Below are 19,441 nucleotides of genomic sequence, written 5' to 3' on the forward strand. Positions count from 1 at the left end.
CTGCCCCGCCCGCCCCCGATACCCCGCTTCTGGCCCCGCTGCTGGCCAGTGTGGGAACCCTGCCGGGCATCGGCCCGTCGGTCGAACGCCTGATCGCGCGCGCCGCGCGGGGCGACCGTGTGATCGACCTGCTGTTTCACCTGCCCGATGGTCTGGTGGACCGGCGTTACCGTCCGCAGCTTGCCGTGGCGGAGGCAGGGCGCGTGTGCACGTTCCAGGCGCATGTGGTACGGATCATCGCGCCCGAAAGCAGCCGGGGGCGCAAGCCGTGGCGTATTGTCGTCAGTGATGGGACGGGCCAGGCGGAACTGGTCTTCTTCTCCCCCTATCAGGCGCAGCGGCTGCGGGTGGACATGCAGATATGCGTCTCGGGCATGCTGGAACGCTTTGGCGACCGGCTGAGCATGCCGCATCCGGATTACCTGGTCCCCGGCGATCAGGCGGATGCGATTCCCCTGCTCGACCCGGTCTGGCCCCTGACGGGGGGGCTGTTTCCGCGCCATCTGCGCACCGCGCTGCACGGCGCGTTCGCCCGCTTCCCCGCGCTGCCGGAATGGCTGGATCCCGAAATGGTGCGCAAGCGTAAATGGCCGACGTTCGAGCAGGCCCTGCGCGTCCTGCACCGTCCGTCAGATTTTCCCGACCTGATGGAGGGCGACCGCTATACCGCCGCAAGTGAACGTGCACGCGCGCGCCTGTCCTATGACGAACTGCTGGCGATGCAGATCGCCATGGCCCGTGCGCGCATCGACAACCGGGACCGGCCCGGCCGTTCCATCGTCGGCACCGGTGCCCTGCGCGCGGTCGCCCTGTCGCGCTTTGGCCATGAGCCGACCACGGCGCAGACCCGGGTGCTGGAGGAAATCGGGCAGGACCTGCGCGCCCCGCATCGTATGACACGACTGCTGCAGGGCGATGTCGGGGCGGGCAAGACGCTGGTGGCGCTGATGGCGATGCTCAGCGCGGTGGAGGCCGGGCATCAGGCGGCACTGATGGCGCCGACCGAAATCCTTGCGCGCCAGCATCTGGCGACCTTCGAGAAACTCTCCCCCGTGCCGGTGGCGTTCCTCAGCGGCTCAGTCAAGGGACGGGCGCGCAGGCAGGCGCTGGAGGCTATCCGCACGGGGGCCGCGCCGCTTGTCGTCGGGACGCATGCGCTGTTTCAGGACAAGGTGGAGTTCGCCGACCTCGCGCTGGTCGTCATTGACGAGCAGCATCGCTTTGGCGTGGCGCAGCGCATGATGCTTGGCGAAAAGGGCGACCGGACCGATGTGCTGGTCATGACGGCAACCCCCATCCCGCGCACGCTGCTGCTGACGCAGTGGGGGGACATGCAGGTCAGCCGCCTTGACGTGAAACCGGCGGGGCGCAAGCCCATCCGCACCTCGCTGCATGCGCTGTCGGCCATGCCCGAACTGGTGGCCGCCCTGCGCCGGGCGCTGGCGCGGGGCGCGCAGGTCTTCTGGGTCTGCCCGCTGGTGTCGGAGAGCGAGGCGCTCGACATCGCGGCGGCGGAGGCACGCCATGCGATGCTGCGGGAATATTTTGGCGACCTTGTCGGCCTTGCCCACGGGCAGCAGGACATCGCCGTGCGCGAAGACGCGATCCGCGACTTCGCCGAAGGGAAGACGCGCATCCTCGTCGCCACCACGGTGATCGAGGTCGGCGTGGATATCCCGTCGGCCACGGTCATGATGATCGAACATGCCGAGCGTTTCGGCCTGGCGCAGTTGCACCAGTTGCGTGGCCGGGTGGGACGCGGGCAGGCGGAATCGTTCTGCCTGCTGCTGCATGACAGCCAGTTGGGGCAGACGGCGCGGCGGCGTCTGGCGCTGCTGCGTGATACGGAGGACGGGTTCGTCATCGCGGACGAGGATTTCCGCATCCGTGGCGGCGGCGACCTTGCCGGTCACCGGCAGTCGGGAATGCCGGATTTCCGCATGGCGGCGGGCGTGCATATCGAACAGTTGCTGCGCGCCGCGGCACAGGACGCCCAGCGTGTGGTCGAGGATACGTCCGCGGGCGTGCGCAGGCGGACCGCGGCGATTGCCCTCCTGCTTGAACTGTTTTCGCGCACCGATGCGCAGCGGATCATGAAGGCGGGGTAAAGGCCGGCGTATAGTCCTTCAGGCCACATTCGGCCTCGACCATCTCAAGGAAGATTTCCGAAAACAGGCTCATCGGCCTGACCGAACGTTCAAGGCGCGCACGCAGCACCGCCCCTTCCCACCCGATCCAGAAAAACTCGGCCCAGCGCTGGCAGATATGGCCATAGGCGGGCGATGGCGTGTCGAACGCGGCCATCAGGCAGGTGGCGACCCGGCGTTCCCACCCCGCAAGAACGTCGCGCAGTTCCTGGTGGAACGAAACCGGCAGGATGGCAAGTTCCTGCCCCAGATTCCCGATCAGGCACCCGCGCGTGTAGTCGAAGCGTATGATCCCCGTCTTTGCGTCTTCCACGAAATGGCGCAGGCGCTGCAGCGGGGGATAGGAGTCATCCGTCAGCCAGCGGTCGAGCTTCGCATTGAAATAACGCGCGTAGCTCTTGATGACCGCGCTGCCGAAATCTTCCTTGTTTTCAAAGTAGTGGTAGAATGATCCCTTGGCGACCCCCGCCGCGCGCAGGATGTCGTCAAGCCCGCTTGCGCCAAACCCCTTTTCGGTCAGCGCGACGATCCCCGCCTGGATCAGTTGATGGCGGATGTTCTGCTGTTCGGAGACGTCCTTGGGGGGGCGTCCACGTCCGCGCGCTTTGGGGGACTTCGGTGATACGTTCGGGTTCATGTCAGATATATCCCCCACTTTTACGCAATCGGCAATGTTGCGCTGCGGTTGTGGCCAGCGGGCATGCGTCAGGGACATGCCCTGTGGCGTGCTTGTCCCCTGGCTGCTGGTAACGTGGGATATGCCCGCATGGTGGCAGCGGACCGGGACGGGGGTGGAAAAATGGCCCCGCACTGGCCTGCGGCCGCCGGCCAGCGCCCCGCTGGTCACAAAAATGTTTGAACGTGCAAAATGCTGTGGAATCCCGTCACAGGAATATGCTTTAGATATTGGTGATACCGATGCGATTCATGCTAGGGTCAAAGACAGGACGGAGAAATGTTTCCCGGCGGCCCGCCTGACCCGCGGTAATGCCAGACAGGCAAAACTCTATTCTGCGAACAAAGCGTTTCCATATCGGCGGCTTCCCGTGACCGGGACCCGCCACCTAGACCTCGGGATTACGACCGTTGAGAAGTAACAGGACCGACCGCAGCTCCCGCTCCCCGCGCCGCGGCGGATTTGACGATGATTTCATGTCGGCGCCGTCATTCAATGACCGTGCCAGCGCTCCCCGTCGCCCCTTTGCCGGCAGCGGAGGTCCGCAGATCGTCGCATCCGGGCCGGAGATTGGCGCCACTGTCAAGTGGTTCAATAGCGAAAAGGGATTCGGCTTTGTCGAACTGTCGGATGGATCGGGTGACGTGTTCCTGCATGCAAATGCACTGAACCCCACCGGTTTCGAGACGGTTTCCCCCGGCAGCACGCTGGTCGTGCGCATCGGTCAGGGCCCGAAGGGCCGTCAGGTCGCCGCCGTGGTGTCCGTTGACGAAAGCACCGCGCAGCCGGAACGCCCCCGTGGCTTTGGCGCGCCGCGTGCCGGCGGGTTCTCCCGCTCCGGTCGCCCCGCCCCCGACCTGTCGCAGGCGCAGGACATGCGTGGCGTCGTGAAGTGGTACAACGCCACGAAGGGCTTTGGCTTCATCACGCCGGAAAGCGGTGGCAAGGACATCTTTGTGCACGCCTCCGCGCTGGAGCGTTCGGGCCTGACCAGCCTGTCCGAAGGCCAGACGGCCAACGTGCAGGTGGTCGAGGGCCAGAAGGGTCCCGAAGCCGCTGCCATCAGCGTTGACTGATTATCGGATGGCATGATGGAGACATCATGCCGCCTGATCTTCATGAAAACAGGGCGCTCCCTATGGGGACGCCCTGTTTTTTATGCGCAGGCCATGGTGGTGGGGAAGGAAATCAGTCTTCCCGCCCCTTGTTGCGCATCAGGCGCGCCTTGTCGCGCTGCCAGTCGCGTTCGGCGATGGCATGCCGCTTGTCGGCTTTCTTGCGCCCTTCCCCGATCCCCAGCGTCAGCTTGGCAAGGCCACGGCTGTTGAAATGGATGTCGAGCGGCACAAGGGTCACGCCATTGCGCGCACTTTCGCCCAGCAGGCGGTCGATCTGCTTGCCATGCAGCAGAAGCTTGCGCGGGGCGCGCGGTTCAAAGCGGGACAGAACCCCGCCCTGATATTCGGGGATATAACTGTTGAACAGCCACAGTTCCCCATCGCGTTCGGCGGCGTAGGCCTCGGTAATGGTGGCGCGTCCCATCCGCAGGCTCTTGACCTCCGGCCCTTTCAGGACCAGTCCGGCCTCAAGCGTTTCAAGAATGGTGTAGTTGAAGCGGCCCTTGCGGTTCTGCGCGGCGATGCCCGTGGAAATCATCCCGCTGCCGTTTTTCTGTTTTGCTGCCATGGGTTCAGTCCAGCAGGCCTGCGGCGGACATGGCATCCTTCACGCGCGTGCGGGACGCATCGCTCAGCGGGGCGAGCGGCAGGCGGCAGGTTTCCCCCATCAGTCCGAGCACGCTTGCGGCGAACTTGACCGGGACAGGGTTGCTTTCGCAGAACAGGGCGTCATGCAGCGGGAACAGCCGGTCATGCCGCTCCATCGCGTCCATCACGCGCCCGTCGTTCCACGCCGCCTGGATTTCGGCGCACTGGGTCGGTGCGACGTTCGAGGTCACGCTGATGCAGCCATCACCACCGGAGGCAAGGAATGCCACTGCCGTACCGTCTTCGCCCGAAAGCTGGTTGAACGGCTTGCCGACCGTCTGGCGTGTCTGGAGCGGACGCAGCAGGTTGGCCGTCGCATCCTTCACGCCAATGATGTTGGGATGCTTCGCCAGTCGCGCCATGGTTTCGACGGAAATATCGATCACCGAACGTCCGGGGATATTGTACAGGATGACCGGGATCGAGATGGCGTCGGCAACCGCCATGAAATGGCGGTAGACCCCTTCCTGCGTTGGCTTGTTGTAGTACGGCGTAACCACCAGCACGGCAGCGGCGCCCGCGGATTGCGCCTGCTGGGCCATCTTGATGGCTTCGGCCGTGCTGTTGGACCCGGCACCGGCCAGGACGGGCACGCGGCCATTGGCTGTCTTGATGGTGAATTCGACCACCTGCGCATGTTCATCGTGCGACAGCGTCGGGCTTTCCCCCGTGGTGCCCACGGGCACCAGCGCGGAAGTTCCCTGCTGGATCTGCCAGTCGATGAAACGCCCCATGGAGGACAGGTCAAGTGACCCGTCCTGGTTCATCGGCGTAATCAGGGCGGTAATGGAACCCTTGAACATGGTTGTTTCCACTTGGTTGGTCAGGTCCTGCCGGCCAACGCGGGAGGAGCGGGCCGAAAAGGCAGCAGGCCTGTTTTTGTCTCGGTTTCAGGGACGGGGAACGCGCCCGCCCGCTATGATCCCCTGATATGGGTATGGGGTGTGCGGATGGCAAAGTTTCCGCATGCGGATCGTTCTGTCATTTCATGACGGATGTCCCGGAATCCATTGCGGGCGTGGCCGCATGACCGGCATTCCCATGCTCCGCGTCTTTGTGGCGGAAGGGGGATGCGGGGTAGACACCCAGCACATCCACCTGCTCCGCGAAAAAGGACAGTTCATGCAGCGCCGCCGCCAGGGCGGGGTCATGGGGATGGCCTTCCACGTCAAGCAGGAACTGCGTGGCCGCGAAGGACCCGTCGAGCATGTAGCTCTCCAGCCGTGTCATGTTGATGCCATTGGTCGCAAACCCGCCCAGCACCTTGTAAAGCGCACCCGGCTGGTTGCTGACACGGAACAGCACGGTCGTCATGCAGTCATCCATGCGCGCGGGCAGGTCGGGTGGCCTGCGCGCGGCGATGTAGAAACGCGTCGTGTTATGGGCCGCGTCCTCCACATTACGGCGCAGGATGACAAGCCCGTTCAGGTCGGCGGCAAGTGACGACGCCACGGCGAGGTCTTCCTTGCGGCCCCATTCGCGGACCAGTTCGGCGGCCCCCGCCGTATCGAACTCCACCACCGGCTTGAGGCCGGTTTCCTTGATCAGACCCCGGATCTGCGCCATGGCGACGGGATGGGTGTGCACACGTCGCGCATCGTGCAGGGTCGCGCCGGGAATGCCCATCAGGCAATGTTCGATACGCAGGAAATGCTCGCCAACGATGAACAGGTCGGACTGCGGCAGCAGGGCATGGATGTCGGGCACCCGTCCCGCAAGGCTGTTTTCACAGGCCAGCATCGCGGCGTCCGCCCGGCCGTCATGCACGGCGGCGATGGCCCCGGCAAAGGTTTCGCACGGCAGGGTTGTCCAGCCCGGGCGCGCCTGTCGGCAGGCCAGGTCGGAATAGGCCCCGAACGTGCCCTGGAAGGCGATGATTCCCGCTGTCATGTCCGTGCCTGCGTTGCGTGTGTCGTGGCAGCAGCGCGCGCGCGTTCCAGGTCGGCGGGCGTGTCCACCCCGAACGGTGCCCGTGCGATGCGTGCGCAGCCTATGTGCATTCCGGCCTCGAGCGCGCGCAACTGCTCCAGGCGTTCACGTCGCTCCAGCGGGGATTCCGGGTTGCCGACGAACTGGCGCAGTGCCGCGCGGCGATAGGCGTAGATGCCGACATGGTGCCATAGCGGCCCCTGCCCCCACGGGATGGCCGCGCGGGAAAAATACAGCGCGCGTGCGGTATCGGCACCTTCGTGAAAGGCGCAGGCCACCTTCACCACGGAGTCCGTCGCTGCTTCGGCGGCGTCCTGCACCGGGGCCACAAGGGTTGCGATATCGGTCCGCGCATCACGCAGCGGCAGCAGGACCGTGCGCAGGATGTCGGGCATGACGCCCGGCAGGTCGCCTTGCAGGTTGACGATCATGTCGTGTTTTCCCGCCGGGTCGATGCGTTCGAGCGCCTGCCACACGCGGTCGGATCCGGATGGCAGGTCGGGATCGGTCATGACGGGGTGGCCGCCGGCCTGCTCCACGGCCTGCGCCACGGCGGCGTCACACACGGCGACCACCACGGGGCCGATGTCGGCCCGCATGGCACGTTCAAGGACGTGGGCGATCATCGGGCGTCCGGCAATATCCGCCAGTGGTTTTCCGGGCAGGCGTGACGACGCCATGCGGGCCGGTATTATGACAATCGGGTTCATGAAATCTGGTTTTGGCCCATCGGTTCATCAAGGCGACACGAAGCATGCGGGCTTGTGACTGCTTCACACAAGCTGCGCGGCAGTCTAGGTAATGAAGCAAACTCATGCAACCGCGCACGAAAGGCGTCCTTATCCATGAACAGCATGCGGCTTAACCAGATGGGAGCAGCGTTCCTGATTGCAGCGGTGGCGCTGGGCGGAAGCTGGGGAATGGGCAGTCTTCTCGTGCCCCACCGCGCCGCGGCGCAGAGTGCCGTCCCCATGCCGCAATCCACGCCCGACGATGGGCAGGACCCGCCGATCGAGACGCTGCTGGCGCATGCGGATGCCGCCAAGGGGCATGAAATCGCCGATCACCAGTGCGGGATGTGCCACAGCTTCGCGCCCCATGGTCCGTCCGTCATCGGGCCCGACCTGTTTGGCGTCATGGGCACGCATATCGGCGATATTCCCGATTATGAATTTTCCGATGCCCTGAGCGCGCACAAGAAGGATGTGTGGACCCCTGCCCTGCTGTCGGAATGGATCAAGAAGCCCGACGCCTTCGCCCCGGGTACGAAGATGGCCTTCCCCGGCATTGCCTCGGCGACGGACCGGGCCAACCTGGTCGCCTTCATCCAGACCCTTGTCGAAGAGAAGAACTGATGACGGACCCGCTGGCGCACCGGGCGCAGTTCATCGCGGCGGCGCAGGCTGCGGCCGATGTCGCGGCCTGTATCGTGCGTCCGTTTTTCCGTGCCGGGGTGTCGGCCGATGACAAGGCCGACCAGAGCCCGGTGACGATTGCCGATCGCACGGCCGAACGTGCGATCCGCGCCGTCATTGGCGAACGCCTGCCCCACCATGGGATCATGGGGGAGGAGTTCGGCACCGAACGGCCCGATGCCGCCTATCGCTGGGTCATCGACCCGGTTGACGGGACGCGGGCGTTCCTGACGGGCCGCCCGACCTTCGGCACGCTGATCGCGCTGCTGCATGAGGGCGTGCCGGTGCTGGGCATCATTGACCAGCCGATTACCGGGGAACGCTGGATCGGCATGCGGGGGGAACCCACGCGCTATCTCTCGCACTTTGCGGGACAGGCGGGGACGCGCCTGTGTCCGGCGTTGGATCGTGCCGAACTGTCATGCACCTCGCCCGAAATACTGGAAGGAGCCTATCGTGCGCGCTGGGATGTCCTGTCGCGTGCCGTCAAGCGCGTCAGTTGGGGGGGCGACTGTTACGCCTATGGCCTGCTGGCGCTGGGACAGGTGGACGTCATCGCCGAATGCACCATGAAACCGTGGGACTGGGCCGCCCTTGTCCCCGTGGTCGAGGGCGCGGGCGGTTCCATGACCGACTGGGCGGGGCAGCCACTGCGGCTTGATGGGGATGGAACAGTCCTGGCGCTGGGAAATCCCGCCCTCCTGCCGCAGGCCTGCCGCCTGCTGGCGAAATAGTACGTTTTTCCCGGTTTCCCGCCCCCTCTGCCCTGTCCTGACATCATTCCGCCCTAGCCACGCGCCAAGCAATCGGATAGGGCATCCCTTTGATCGAACAAGCGTGAGTACCCGACATGACTCATCCCTCCGCCGGCCATCTTTCCCTTTCCAAGGACAAGATCCGTATCCTTCTGCTCGAAGGCGTGCATGACAGTGCCGTCGCGCTGCTCAAGGAAAACGGGTACGAGAACGTCACCCGTCTCAAGACCGCGCTGGAAGGCGAGGCCCTGCGCAAGGCGCTGGAGGGGGTGCATATCGTTGGTATCCGTTCGCGCACGCAACTGACGCGCGAAGTGATCGAGGGGGCGGATCGCCTGATCGCCATTGGCTGCTTCTGCATCGGCACAAACCAGGTGGACCTGGTCGCCGCGCGTGAATGTGGCATTCCCGTCTTCAACGCCCCGTTCAGCAACACCCGCTCCGTCGCGGAACTGGTGATGGGCGAGATTGTCATGCTGATGCGCCGGATCTTCCCAAAATCGGTGGAATGCCATGAAGGCATCTGGAAGAAGTCGGCCACCAATAGCTGGGAAGTGCGCGGCAAGACGCTGGGTATCGTGGGCTATGGCTCCATCGGGTCGCAGCTTTCCGTGCTGGCCGAGGCGTTCGGCATGCGCGTGTTCTATTACGATGTGATCGACAAGCTGGTGCATGGCAATGCCCATCCCGTCGCCACGCTGGAGGAACTGCTGGGCCTGAGCGATGTCGTCAGCCTGCATGTGCCCCAGACGCCGGAGACGGCGAACATGATGGGTGAGGCGCAGATCCGCGCGATGAAGAAGGGATCGTTCCTGATCAACAACGCACGCGGCAATGTGGTGGACCTCGACGCGCTTGCCGCGGCCCTGAAGGATGGCCATCTGCTTGGCGCTGCGATCGACGTGTTCCCCAAGGAGCCGAAGGCCGCGGGCGAAAGCCTCGAGACGCCGCTGCGCGGGCTGGATAACGTCATCCTCACCCCGCATATCGGTGGCTCCACCGCAGAGGCGCAGGAGCGCATCGGGCAGGAAGTCGCGCGCAAGCTGCTGGATTATTCCGACATCGGCTCCACACTGGGGGCGGTCAATTTTCCTACCGTGCAGTTGCCGGAAAACCCGCACGGCACACGTTTCATGCACGTTCACACCAACGCGCCGGGGGTGATGCTGCAGATCAACGAGATCTTCTCCCGCGAGGACTGCAATGTGACCGCACAGTACCTGCAGACGGCGGGTGAACTCGGTTACGTCGTGGTCGAGGCCGATACCGGGGGGGATGTGGACAAGGACAACCGTATCCTTGCCAAGCTGCGTGACCTCAAGGGCACGATCCGCGCCCGCCTGCTGTATCAGCAGCGCTGAGGTCCGCGCACCTGAGGCATGGGAAAAGGGGGACGCGCGGGCGTGCCCCTTTATTCTTTTTAGAAAAAATCCTGAAATTTAAAAAAAGTTTTTGGTGAAGATTTTTTCAAAAAGCTTCGAAAGACGTTGCCGTTTTAGAACAAGGGCCCCCTGTTTTTCAGACCGTCACTTCGGGCAGATAGGGTAAAAGGCGATCCGGCGTGATGGGAAAGCGGCGGGCGCGTATGCCCGTGGCGTTAAAGATGGCATTGCCGATCGCTGCTGGCGCACCGCAGATCCCGACCTCCCCCAGTCCCTTGATGTGCAGCGGGTTGGAAACCGGTTCATCCTCCGCGATCATCACGACCTCCATCTCCGGCATGTCGGCATGGGTGGCGATGTGGTAATTTGCAAGGTCATGGGCGATGAACTGTCCCGTGCGTGGATCGGGCATGTTTTCTTCATGCAGGGCGTTCGAGACACCCCATATCATGCCGCCGAGCAGTTGCGAACGTGCGGTGCGGCTGTTGAGGATACGGCCACAGGCAAAAACGCCCAGCATCCTGCGCACCCGTGTCTCCCCCGTTATGGCGTTGACGGCGACTTCGGCGAAATGCGCGCCAAAGGACGCCTGTGACCATTTCAGGGAGTCCGGGTTCGCCGTGATTTCGCCATGTGCCTGCGCGCCCTGGGGAAATGTCCGTTCCATGAAGGCGACAAGGGATTCATGCCGCCCCCTGGCATGGAGGCTGCCCGCATCGAGGTGGGCGGACTCCATCGACTGGCCGTGCAGGGGGGAGTGTTCATCACGGAGGCCGGCTTCCAGCAACCGCGTGCGCAGGTTTTCGCAGGCGCGCAGCACGGCCGATCCCGCGCTTTCGGCCCCGAACGATCCCCCGGACCCCGGGGCGGGTGGATAGGCCGTATCCCCCATCTGCACATGAACCTGCGCGGGGGGCAATCCCATGACACCTGCGGCGATCTGCGTCAGGATGGTCTGCGTCCCCGTCCCCGGATCGGTCATCGCCAGTTGCACCGTCAGGTTCGCCCCCGCATCCAGATGCGCCAGCGCCTGGCACGGCTTGAGCAGGTTGTAGCGCATCGCACACGCCATCCCCATCCCGACCAGCCACTCGCCCTCCCTCACCTGTCCCGGTTGCGGGTTGCGTGCGCCCCATTCAAAGCGCCGGGCGCCTTCTTCCAGGCACTGGCGCAGGTGACGGCTGCTGAAGGGTTTATGGGCGGTCAGGTCCGTGGGCGTGTCATTGAGCAGGCGCAGTTCGACAGGATCGATCCCCAGTTCATGCGCCAGTTCATCCATGGCGCATTCCAGCCCGATCATCCCAACCGCGTCCCCGGGGGAGCGCATGGAATCCGAACGCGGCAGGTCAAGGTGGTTGAGGTGCGCGGTCGTGCGGATGGCGTCCGCGCGATACAGGCCGCGCGTGATCGTGGTCGTATCCTCCACGAAATTGTCAAAGGAGGCGCAGTGCGACAGTGCATCATGGCTGATGGCGCACAGGCGTCCCGTGCGGTCCGCACCGATGCGCAATGCCTGTCGGGTGGCGGTGCGATGGGTGGTGGCGGAAAACATCTGCGTGCGCGTCATGCCCACCTTGACGGGTTTGCCGAGTGCGCGCGCGGCAAGTGCGGCCAGGATCGCATCCGCGAAATAGGGCAGCTTCCCCCCAAACCCACCGCCGACATACGGGCTGATGACCTGCACGCGATGGGGCGAGATCTGCAGGGTCGCGGCAATGCCCATCTGGATCGACACCAGATTCTGTGCCGAGGTATGCAGCACCAGCCGGTCCCCCTGCCATAGCGCCGTCGTGGCGTGGGGTTCCATCTGGGCGTGGTTCTGGTGCGGGGTTTCATAGACCGCCTCCACCCGGATGGCGGACCGGGCAAGGGCGGCATCGAAATCGCCATGGTCCGTATGGGCGGGTTTGAACCCGTTGAGGAATTCCGGCTCCGTCGCCGTGGCGGGGTCAAGCAGGATGGCATGTGATGCCGTCTCATACTGCACATTGACCGCCATGGCGGCGGCACGCGCCCGTTCAAGGCTGTCCGCCACGACAAGCGCGACCGGTTCGCCATAATAATGGACATCAGGCCCCCGCAGCACGGGTTGCGCACGGGCAAAGCGATCCCGGGCGACCAGCGGACCCCATGGGGCCTGTGGCGGCGCATTGTCACAGGTCAGGACAAGGCGGACCCCCGGCATGTTCCGTGCCGTCGCGCTGTCGATGGACGTGATGCGCCCGCGTGCAATCGTTGACAGCACCATGACCCCCACCAGCGGATCAGCCTGCGCGCCAAGGCTTGCTGCATCCATTTCGTAGGCATAGCGGGCCTGTCCCGTGACCTTCAGCACGCTTTCGACGCGCTGCATGCCCGCCCCGATCATCGGGATGGTGGGAGCGTCCTGTTCGGGAGGAAGCGTGGGAAGGTCAGTCACTGTCATCCTCCCGCGACAGGGTAGCAAGGACCTGTATCAATGTCCGGCGGGCAAGCGGGATCTTGAAATCATTGTCCCCATGGCCCTGCGCGCCCGCCAATGCGATGTCCGCCGCATGCGACAGGGCATCACGGGATATTTTCTGGCCCGTCAGCGTCTGTTCCGCCTCCTCCACACGCCACGGTCGCGGGGCGATGCCGCCAAAGGCGAAGCGGACATGCGTGAACTGCCCCTGCCGTGCCTGCACAATGGCCGCGACCGATACCAGCGCAAAGGCATAGGACGCGCGATCACGCACCTTGCGATAGGTAGATCGCCCCACTGGTGCAGGGGGAAGCACGACGGCGACGATCATCTCATCACTTTGCAGCGCCGTTTCCACCTGCGGCGTGTCGCCGGGCAGGCGATGGAAGTCGGCCATCGGGATTTCGCGTTCCTGGCCGCTTGCCTGTCGGGTACGTATCCGTGCATCCAGCAGACGCAGCGCCACGGCCATGTCCGACGGGTTGACCGCGATGCAATGGTCGCTGCCGCCAATGACGGCGTTCATCCGGTTACCGCCGCCCATCGCGTCGCATCCCGAACCGGGCTGTCGTTTGTTGCACGCTGCCGCCATGTCGTAAAAGGCCAGGCACCGTGTCCGCTGCATCAGGTTGCCGCCCGTCGTCGCCATGTTGCGGATCTGGCCCGAGGCCCCCGCCACGATGGCATGGGACAGTACGGGGTAATGGCGCAGGATATGGGGATGGGCCGCCGTGTCGGAATTCGTGACCAGCGCGCCGATATGCGTATTGCCCGCCGGATCGGTCGTGATGTCGTGCAGGCCGGAAATCCGGTTGATATCGACCAGGCGATCGGGATGCATGACCTGCAGTTTCATCAGGTCAAGAAGGTTGGTACCCCCCGCCAGAAGGGTTGCCCCCTGCCCCTTTTCCCGTGTTGCCGCATCGGTCGTGGCGGGGCGCGTATAGGAAAACGGCCTCATGCCGAATGTCGCGCAACGTCAAGGATGGCGTCCCTGATGTTTGGATAGGCGCTGCAGCGGCACAGATTGCCCGCCATGCGTTCGCGCAGGTCGGCGATATCCAGATGGGGATGGTGTTCGGTGCCTTCCATCGTGACCATGCTGGGCCAGCCTGCCTTCCATTCCTGCAACATGCCGATGGCCGAACAGATCTGCCCGGGGGTGCAGTATCCGCACTGGAACCCGTCATGGTCGATGAAGGCCCGCTGCATGGGGTGAAGCTGTTCCTCCCGCGACAGGCCCTCGATAGTGGTGATGTCCGCGCCGTCATGCGATGCGGCAAGCGACAGGCACGACAGCACCCGCCTGCCGTCGAGCAGGATGGTGCAGGCCCCGCACTGCCCATGGTCGCAGCCTTTTTTGGTACCTGTCAGGTGCAGATGTTCGCGCAGCAGGTCGAGCAGTGTCGTGCGGGTATCGAGTTCAAGCTGGTGGGGCGTGCCATTGACCGTCAGTTGCACCTCGATCCCATGCTGGCTGGGTTCTGTCCCGACGGCACGCAGATGTCCGCGCGGGCGCTGACCTGCAACCGCTGCCCCGGCCGGGGAAACGTTCAGCATGCCCGTCACGGCGACGCCTGCCTGCAATACATGGCGGCGTGAAAGCGGGGCGTGGAGAGGTCCGGTGCATTTACGGGGCATCATGACGTCTGGTCGCGGCCTTTCATCGGGGGCGTGAATGCCGGGAGGCTATGGTTTCTAAGGCAGGGGTCTCCCGAAGGTTGCCATATTTATGGGATGATGGGGCGGCTTTTCCCGGCGTGGGACACACGATCCGGTGAGTGACAGAGGCGGGATGGCCCCGTATCAGGGAAGGTGGACACGGTGCGCAGATCGCATGCGTGCCCCTTGAGGCGCGCTGTTGTATGGGGGACGGGACAACGACAAAAGGGGGCCGCAATCCGTCGGCCCCCTTATCATGGTCATCTAATAAGGGGACGTGCGATAAAATTTACCGCATGTCCCCTGCCCTGTTCACCGTGTGTACAGGGTGTTGTCGCGACGGTCGATGTCGGGAATGGCGTGGTCGGGATCCAGCGTCACCGTTCGCAGCACGCCATGGGTCCTGACCGGCAGGTCGATGGCCGTGTGCTGATACCATGCTTCGGTCGGGATGACCTGACGTTCGGTGGTGCCATCAGCATAGGTCAGCAGCATTGTCACGGGAATGGGCAGGCTGCCCTTGTTCTGCACGGTGACCTGATAGCCATCGGATGTGGCGTGAATTCCGGTGCAGGCATAATCCGGCGCACGGTTTTCAAAATACCAGCCGCGCCAGAACCACGACAGGTCCTCCCCTGTTTCGCTGCTCATGAAACGGAAGAAATCCGACGGCGTGGGATGGTGGTAGGCCCACACGTCGATATAGCGCCGGAAAGCGCGATCAAAGCGTTCCGGCCCGACGATCTGTTCACGCAGCAGCTTGAGGCCGTAGGCCCCCTTGAAATAGGTCACCGGATGGCGGTAACGCTCCTGCACCAGGTCGGAGGGCACCATCAGCGGCGGTGCATCCCTGTCCCGCAGGAGGGGCACAATATCGTCCGCCGGCACGCCCGTCTGGGGGGCGAACTCGTTGTCCTTCTTGGGGGCGAATTCCCCATGGTTGAAATGATCGGACGCATAGGCATCGATGAAGGTGTTGAAGCCTTCATCCATGAAGGCGTTGCGCCGTTCATTGGACCCGACGATCATGGGGAACCAGCCATGGCCGAGTTCGTGCGTGGTGATCCAGAACAGTTGCGGCCCGTGGTCCTTCATGCCGTCAAAGACGATGCCGGGATATTCCATCCCGGCCCCATGCCCACCAAGGTTGATCGCGTTCTGCCACGGATAGGGATACCACTGTTCGGAAAAATATTCGATCGCGTGCTTCACGTATTCGGTGGAACGGTCCCACCCGTCCGGTCCCACGCCTTCGACCGGATAGACGGACATGGCAAGGTGTGGCCCCCTGGTCACGCCATGGGTGGCAGGCAGGTTCATCCGGGCAGCATCCCAGACGAACGCAGGGGATGCGGCAAACGCCACGTCCCGCGTGTTTTCCATGCGGAAATGCCATGTCATGTCCCCATGGTCATGGCGATGGCTGCCTGGGTCCGTCACATCCTGCGCGGTGCGGATCAGGACGCGCGTATCGCTGTGGGCCGCCTGTGACAGGCGCTTGCGCTCTGTCGCGGTCAGGACGCTTTCCGGATTGAGCAGCGTGCCGGAACCCGCAACCGTGTAATTCCACGGCACGGTCACACGATAATCGATATTCCCGTATTCAAGGTAGAATTCCTGCGCCAGATAGGGCGCCGTGTCCCATCCCCGGATGTCGTCATAGACCGCCATGCGCGGATACCATTGGGCGATTTCATAAATGTCCCCATTTTTACTTGGGGTCACCGAAGTGCGCCCACCCCACGGGCCGGGAATGACGTACTGCCACGTCACATGGATGCGCATTTTCCCACCCTTGCCACGCAGGGCGGTGGGCAGGCGCAACTGCATGCGCGTATCGCTGATGATCGGGGTGATTTCCTTTTTGCTTCCCCCGTATTCCACAACGACTTTCTGGATCTGGACGCCATTGGTGCGCGGGGCGGAAAAACGGCCTGAAGCATATTGCGACCGTGAATCGGGTTTATATTCGTTCTGCTCCAGGTTCAGCCAGATGACATCAAGTGCGTCAGGACTGTTGTTGGTATAGGTAATGGTTTCCTGCCCGGAGAGGCTTTTTGCATCCGGCAGTATCCGCGCATTGATGGAATAATCCGCGCGGTTCTGCCAGAAGGCACGTCCCGGAACCCCGGCGGCCGAACGAAAGGCGGTGGGCCGGTCCGGCATGGGTTGCGGCATGAAAACGTCCGGCGCCCGTACTGCCTGCCCCGGGGGAAGGCTGGTGGCGGCCCATCCGGACGTGACGCAGGCAAGGGAGGCCACGCACCCAAGAAGCAGGGATCTGTATCCTTTCGGATCGGGACGTAAACTCATGAATATCGAAACCTTTTTCTCTGCGTGGCCATTATGGTGGATCATGCCGCGACGAACGTAACCCGGCATCAAGGATACGGTCAATTCGGTTCAGGAATGTTACGATCTGGGCTACGGAAAACGGTTTGCCACCATCATTCAGGAATAAAAAAGTGGGGATTTGGTCATCCGGATCTATTTCGACCGGAAACCCGCTGTAATCGGAGCGAGGACCCTGGGAACAGGCATCGACTGATCATGCCTGTTGGTCAGATGGATGTGGGGGCCAGAAAAATAACCGGGTTACGAAACCAGCGTTACCTTCCGAAAGATTTCAAATCCATCATCGTCGCATTCCGCCATGATGATATTCGGGGCGTTCTGGACGGCATGAAGGAAAGACTTGTCCTTTATTTCCACGGCAGCATATTTTTTCGTGTTCTGCTCAATGATGAGGGAATTGTCGTGAACGGAAACGCTGGCTTCATCCCGGATATTGATGCCCCTGCGTCCTTTTTCATTCACGCCCTGCATGGCTGCCGCGTTCCCGAATGGAACGTCTTTGCGATATAACCGCAGGCATGACGATAAAAGCCCGCTTCCCCTCCTATACCCTGCTTGAACGTATGGCTGACCTTGTGGTCCATGTCGTCGGGGTTGTCGTCATGGTCGCCGGGGCGGCATGGTTGGGGGCTTCGGTGCCGGCCGATGCCTCTTGGGCGGCGCGGCAGTCGGTCTTTCTTTACGGGACCTGCCTGATCCTCGTGTGTATCTGTTCGGCGGCCTATAATTTCTGTCCGGCCTGTCGCCTCAAGGGGGGATTGCAGCGGGTCGATCAGGCCATGATCTTCGTCGCCATTGCCAGTACCTATACACCCTTCATCATCATTGGTGGACATGGGGGGCTCAGCCTCGGATTTTGTGGGCTGTTATGGGGCGTGGCGCTGGCGGGGATGGGCATGAAACTGTTCTGGTTTGAAAAGAGCCAGAAATACCCCGTTTTCCCCTATCTGGCGGTGGCATGGATGTTCTTCCTGTGCCCGGATCCGGTTTTCTGGCACCTGCCCTTTCAGGTCGTGGCCCTCATCATTCTGGGGCTGGTCTTCTATTGCATTGGTACGGTGTTCTATAATCACGAAAACCTGCCGTTTTCCAATGCGCTGTGGCATGTCATGGTGGTCTGCGGCGCTTCCACCCACATCTATGCCGCGCGGCGCATGATTGATACCATCGCCTGAGCGGCATGTGTCAGGACGACGTCCCCGTTTCATCGTGGCGTTCGCGCAGATATTTCCGTCGCCCCTTTTCCCCCATCCACAGCATGACCGGCAGGAGTTTCTGCCACAATGCAGGGAAAATCAGCAGAAGTTGCCCGAAAACCCCGTCGGATGACGGGACGAATACGTCCCTGCCACGCTGGCGCAGGGCACGTAGGATCAGCGTTGCGATCTGCTGCGGCGGTACCGGCAGGGTTACGAAATTGAGGGCCGATCCCCCGTTCTGCATTTCCTTTTGCAGCATGGGCGTATCCACCGCCCCCGGAAAGATGGAGGAGACGTGGATGCCACGTGCACGGACTTCCTCCCGCAGGGACAGGGCAAAGCCGCGCAGGCCGAATTTCGTGGCGGCATAGACGCTGCTGCCTCCGAGTGGAACAATGGCGGCCATCGAATTGACAAACACGACATGCCCGCCACGCGGCACCAGATCCAGTAGTCGCGTCGTCAGCATGATGGGCGCCTGCAGGTTGACCGTTACCTGTTCGCGCACCGATCTGTCGTCAAGGCTGGCGGCAGCCTGCGGCACGATCACCCCTGCACAGTGGATGAGCGCACGCACCGGCGCGCCCAGTGTGCGGATCCGGTCTGCCGCCGAACCAAGGGCCTGTGGATCGCCAAGATCGCAGCGGATGTTGGTCACGTCTGGCGAGTGTTCCAGCGTCGGGACGCTTCCCTGCCGTGTCAGCGCAATCACATGGTATCCCGCAGCCAGCAGGCCATCGATGACCAGACGTCCGATCCCCCCTGCCCCGCCGGTAATCACCGCCAGCGGGTGTTGTGTTGAATCTGGTGGAAACGGCGCCGTCATAAGAGTCTCGCGAACGGTAAGATTGTGATTATTTTCAACCTGATATGCATCTGGTTCATGTTACCTGACGTAACATAAAGTTATCATGACGTCGAAGATAAATCGTAATCCGTATTTTCACGGTATCTTTTGCGAAGGTTTGTCCGGACTGCTGCCGTTCATGTCGTCGCGGGCTTCCTGCATGGCCTTTTCCGTCAGGCGCTTTTCATTGCGCCGCAGGAAAATGGCCGATCCCCCGACCCCGACAACAACGCCGATCACACCGATGACGCTTGCCGGTCCCGAAAGCTGCATGATCTTGTGACCCAGATAGTAGGTCAGCATGGCATAACCACCGGCCCAGCAGATGCCGCCCGCCGCGTTGAAGATCATGAAGCGCGGCCATGTCATGTGATTCGCCCCGGCCAGCAGCGCCACGAACACGCGCACCACGGCGATGAAGCGGCCAAAGAAAACGATTTCACTGCCATGGCGGCGGAACAGGAACCGGCCAAGCAGAAGCCGGTCCGGTGTCAGGCCAAGCCGTGCGCCATAGCGTTGGAGCAGCGGGATTCCCACCGTCCGCCCGATGATATAGCCGATATTGTCACCAATGACCGCGCCCGCAATGGCGGCGACCGCCACCCAGCCAATCGCCATATGGTGTGTCGCTGCGCAATAGAGCGAGGCGGAGATGATCAGCGTTTCCGCCGGCAGGGGCAGCCCCATGCTTTCCAGCATGACGATCAGGGTGATGACGCCATATCCATAATGCTGGAACAGATAGTCCAAGTGGTGAAGCAGCTTACAATCTCCTTGCGCAACCTGCGCGGAGCACGGCCTGCATGCGACTGGAACCGGCTGTCATCATCCGCCCGATGGCGCCCACGTCGCCCGACATGCCATG

Annotated in this window: 18 protein-coding genes; 7 read left to right on the top strand and 11 right to left on the bottom strand. The window is 62.9% G+C overall.

Going from position 1 to position 19,441, the window contains the following annotated elements:
- Positions 1-29: 29 nt before the first annotated feature.
- Entirely contained in the window at positions 30-2,108 is a 2,079-nt protein-coding gene (gene recG, locus HNH97_RS06820; RefSeq protein ID WP_171790418.1) for an ATP-dependent DNA helicase RecG, read from the top strand.
- Here recG and acuR read toward each other — a convergent pair.
- A complete protein-coding gene (gene acuR / locus HNH97_RS06825; RefSeq protein ID WP_171790391.1) occupies positions 2,092-2,784 on the bottom strand; it encodes an acrylate utilization transcriptional regulator AcuR in 693 nt (230 codons plus the stop codon). The two genes, recG and acuR, sit on opposite strands and share 17 nt — an antisense overlap.
- Positions 2,785-3,233: 449 nt before the next feature.
- Here acuR and HNH97_RS18140 point away from each other — a divergent pair, with 449 nt between their 5' ends.
- Positions 3,234-3,899, top strand: coding sequence for a cold-shock protein (locus tag HNH97_RS18140; protein WP_110912639.1), 666 nt, complete (start codon positions 3,234-3,236; stop codon positions 3,897-3,899).
- A 112-nt stretch (positions 3,900-4,011) separates the two neighbouring features.
- Here the strand turns inward: HNH97_RS18140 and smpB are convergent, their stop codons facing one another.
- The 4 genes from smpB to HNH97_RS06850 form a co-directional block, all read right to left on the bottom strand.
- On the bottom strand, positions 4,012-4,509 hold the full coding sequence (gene smpB / locus HNH97_RS06835; RefSeq protein WP_110093865.1) for an SsrA-binding protein SmpB: 498 nt from the start codon (positions 4,507-4,509) through the stop codon (positions 4,012-4,014).
- Between the two features lie 4 nt (positions 4,510-4,513).
- A complete protein-coding gene (gene dapA, locus HNH97_RS06840; RefSeq protein ID WP_171790392.1) occupies positions 4,514-5,404 on the bottom strand; it encodes a 4-hydroxy-tetrahydrodipicolinate synthase in 891 nt (296 codons plus the stop codon).
- A 166-nt stretch (positions 5,405-5,570) separates the two neighbouring features.
- Entirely contained in the window at positions 5,571-6,479 is a 909-nt protein-coding gene (locus HNH97_RS06845; RefSeq protein ID WP_244949349.1) for a prephenate dehydratase, read from the bottom strand.
- Positions 6,476-7,228, bottom strand: a complete 753-nt coding sequence (locus tag HNH97_RS06850; RefSeq protein ID WP_171790393.1) for a 3-deoxy-manno-octulosonate cytidylyltransferase — start codon at positions 7,226-7,228, stop codon at positions 6,476-6,478. Before HNH97_RS06850 ends, HNH97_RS06845 begins: the two co-directional genes overlap by 4 nt.
- Before the next feature lie 135 nt (positions 7,229-7,363).
- On the opposite strand from HNH97_RS06850, the gene HNH97_RS06855 reads away from it, so the two are divergent.
- The 3 genes from HNH97_RS06855 to serA all read left to right on the top strand — a co-directional run bounded on the left by HNH97_RS06855 (position 7,364) and on the right by serA (position 10,049).
- Complete coding sequence (locus tag HNH97_RS06855) at positions 7,364-7,873, top strand: c-type cytochrome (RefSeq protein WP_110912643.1); 510 nt, start codon at positions 7,364-7,366, stop codon at positions 7,871-7,873.
- Positions 7,873-8,667: an inositol monophosphatase family protein gene (locus tag HNH97_RS06860; RefSeq protein WP_171790394.1), complete on the top strand. Its 795-nt coding sequence runs from the start codon at positions 7,873-7,875 to the stop codon at positions 8,665-8,667. Before HNH97_RS06855 ends, HNH97_RS06860 begins: the two co-directional genes overlap by 1 nt.
- A gap of 116 nt (positions 8,668-8,783) precedes the next feature.
- Positions 8,784-10,049 carry a phosphoglycerate dehydrogenase gene (gene serA / locus HNH97_RS06865; RefSeq protein ID WP_171790395.1) on the top strand — a complete coding sequence of 422 codons (1,266 nt, stop codon included), beginning with the start codon at positions 8,784-8,786 and terminating at the stop codon, positions 10,047-10,049.
- 157 nt (positions 10,050-10,206) lie between these two features.
- Here serA and HNH97_RS06870 read toward each other — a convergent pair whose 3' ends face one another.
- From HNH97_RS06870 to HNH97_RS06885, 4 genes are all read right to left on the bottom strand, one after another.
- Positions 10,207-12,489 (bottom strand): xanthine dehydrogenase family protein molybdopterin-binding subunit, encoded by a 2,283-nt coding sequence (locus HNH97_RS06870; RefSeq protein ID WP_265176058.1) that lies wholly within the window; start codon positions 12,487-12,489, stop codon positions 10,207-10,209.
- A complete protein-coding gene (locus HNH97_RS06875; protein ID WP_171790397.1) occupies positions 12,482-13,474 on the bottom strand; it encodes an FAD binding domain-containing protein in 993 nt (330 codons plus the stop codon). Before HNH97_RS06875 ends, HNH97_RS06870 begins: the two co-directional genes overlap by 8 nt.
- On the bottom strand, positions 13,471-14,073 hold the full coding sequence (locus HNH97_RS06880) for a 2Fe-2S iron-sulfur cluster-binding protein (RefSeq protein WP_244949350.1): 603 nt from the start codon (positions 14,071-14,073) through the stop codon (positions 13,471-13,473). The genes HNH97_RS06875 and HNH97_RS06880 overlap by 4 nt, the downstream gene beginning before the upstream one ends.
- A gap of 414 nt (positions 14,074-14,487) precedes the next feature.
- Positions 14,488-16,488 carry a M1 family metallopeptidase gene (locus HNH97_RS06885; protein ID WP_171790399.1) on the bottom strand — a complete coding sequence of 667 codons (2,001 nt, stop codon included), beginning with the start codon at positions 16,486-16,488 and terminating at the stop codon, positions 14,488-14,490.
- A 237-nt stretch (positions 16,489-16,725) separates the two neighbouring features.
- Here HNH97_RS06885 and HNH97_RS06890 point away from each other — a divergent pair, with 237 nt between their 5' ends.
- Together HNH97_RS06890 and trhA are read left to right on the top strand one after the other, a co-directional pair.
- Complete coding sequence (locus tag HNH97_RS06890; protein WP_171790400.1) at positions 16,726-17,040, top strand: hypothetical protein; 315 nt, start codon at positions 16,726-16,728, stop codon at positions 17,038-17,040.
- Between the two features lie 8 nt (positions 17,041-17,048).
- Positions 17,049-17,705 carry a PAQR family membrane homeostasis protein TrhA gene (gene trhA, locus HNH97_RS06895; protein ID WP_171790401.1) on the top strand — a complete coding sequence of 219 codons (657 nt, stop codon included), beginning with the start codon at positions 17,049-17,051 and terminating at the stop codon, positions 17,703-17,705.
- A gap of 10 nt (positions 17,706-17,715) precedes the next feature.
- Here the strand turns inward: trhA and HNH97_RS06900 are convergent, their stop codons facing one another.
- Together HNH97_RS06900 and HNH97_RS06905 are read right to left on the bottom strand one after the other, a co-directional pair.
- On the bottom strand, positions 17,716-18,555 hold the full coding sequence (locus HNH97_RS06900; protein WP_171790402.1) for an SDR family NAD(P)-dependent oxidoreductase: 840 nt from the start codon (positions 18,553-18,555) through the stop codon (positions 17,716-17,718).
- A gap of 117 nt (positions 18,556-18,672) precedes the next feature.
- Complete coding sequence (locus tag HNH97_RS06905) at positions 18,673-19,338, bottom strand: DedA family protein (protein WP_227744406.1); 666 nt, start codon at positions 19,336-19,338, stop codon at positions 18,673-18,675.
- Positions 19,339-19,441 lie beyond the last annotated feature (103 nt).

This window comes from Gluconacetobacter entanii, from assembly GCF_013155425.1.
GTDB classification, from domain to species: Bacteria; Pseudomonadota; Alphaproteobacteria; order Acetobacterales; family Acetobacteraceae; genus Novacetimonas; species Novacetimonas entanii.

Bases quoted from the DNA above. Each gene is read 5' to 3' on its own strand.
- serA (WP_171790395.1), top strand. From the start codon at position 8,784: ATGACTCATCCCTCCGCCGGCCATCTTTCCCTTTCCAAGGACAAGATC.
- HNH97_RS06855 (WP_110912643.1), top strand. From the start codon at position 7,364: ATGAACAGCATGCGGCTTAACCAGATGGGAGCAGCGTTCCTGATTGCA.
- HNH97_RS06845 (WP_244949349.1), bottom strand. From the start codon at position 6,479: ATGACAGCGGGAATCATCGCCTTCCAGGGCACGTTCGGGGCCTATTCC.
- trhA (WP_171790401.1), top strand. From the start codon at position 17,049: ATGACGATAAAAGCCCGCTTCCCCTCCTATACCCTGCTTGAACGTATG.
- HNH97_RS06875 (WP_171790397.1), bottom strand. From the start codon at position 13,474: ATGAGGCCGTTTTCCTATACGCGCCCCGCCACGACCGATGCGGCAACA.
- HNH97_RS06880 (WP_244949350.1), bottom strand. From the start codon at position 14,073: ATGCTGAACGTTTCCCCGGCCGGGGCAGCGGTTGCAGGTCAGCGCCCG.
- acuR (WP_171790391.1), bottom strand. From the start codon at position 2,784: ATGAACCCGAACGTATCACCGAAGTCCCCCAAAGCGCGCGGACGTGGA.
- HNH97_RS06885 (WP_171790399.1), bottom strand. From the start codon at position 16,488: ATGAGTTTACGTCCCGATCCGAAAGGATACAGATCCCTGCTTCTTGGG.
- smpB (WP_110093865.1), bottom strand. From the start codon at position 4,509: ATGGCAGCAAAACAGAAAAACGGCAGCGGGATGATTTCCACGGGCATC.
- HNH97_RS06890 (WP_171790400.1), top strand. From the start codon at position 16,726: ATGCCTGTTGGTCAGATGGATGTGGGGGCCAGAAAAATAACCGGGTTA.
- HNH97_RS06860 (WP_171790394.1), top strand. From the start codon at position 7,873: ATGACGGACCCGCTGGCGCACCGGGCGCAGTTCATCGCGGCGGCGCAG.
- HNH97_RS06900 (WP_171790402.1), bottom strand. From the start codon at position 18,555: ATGACGGCGCCGTTTCCACCAGATTCAACACAACACCCGCTGGCGGTG.
- HNH97_RS06850 (WP_171790393.1), bottom strand. From the start codon at position 7,228: ATGAACCCGATTGTCATAATACCGGCCCGCATGGCGTCGTCACGCCTG.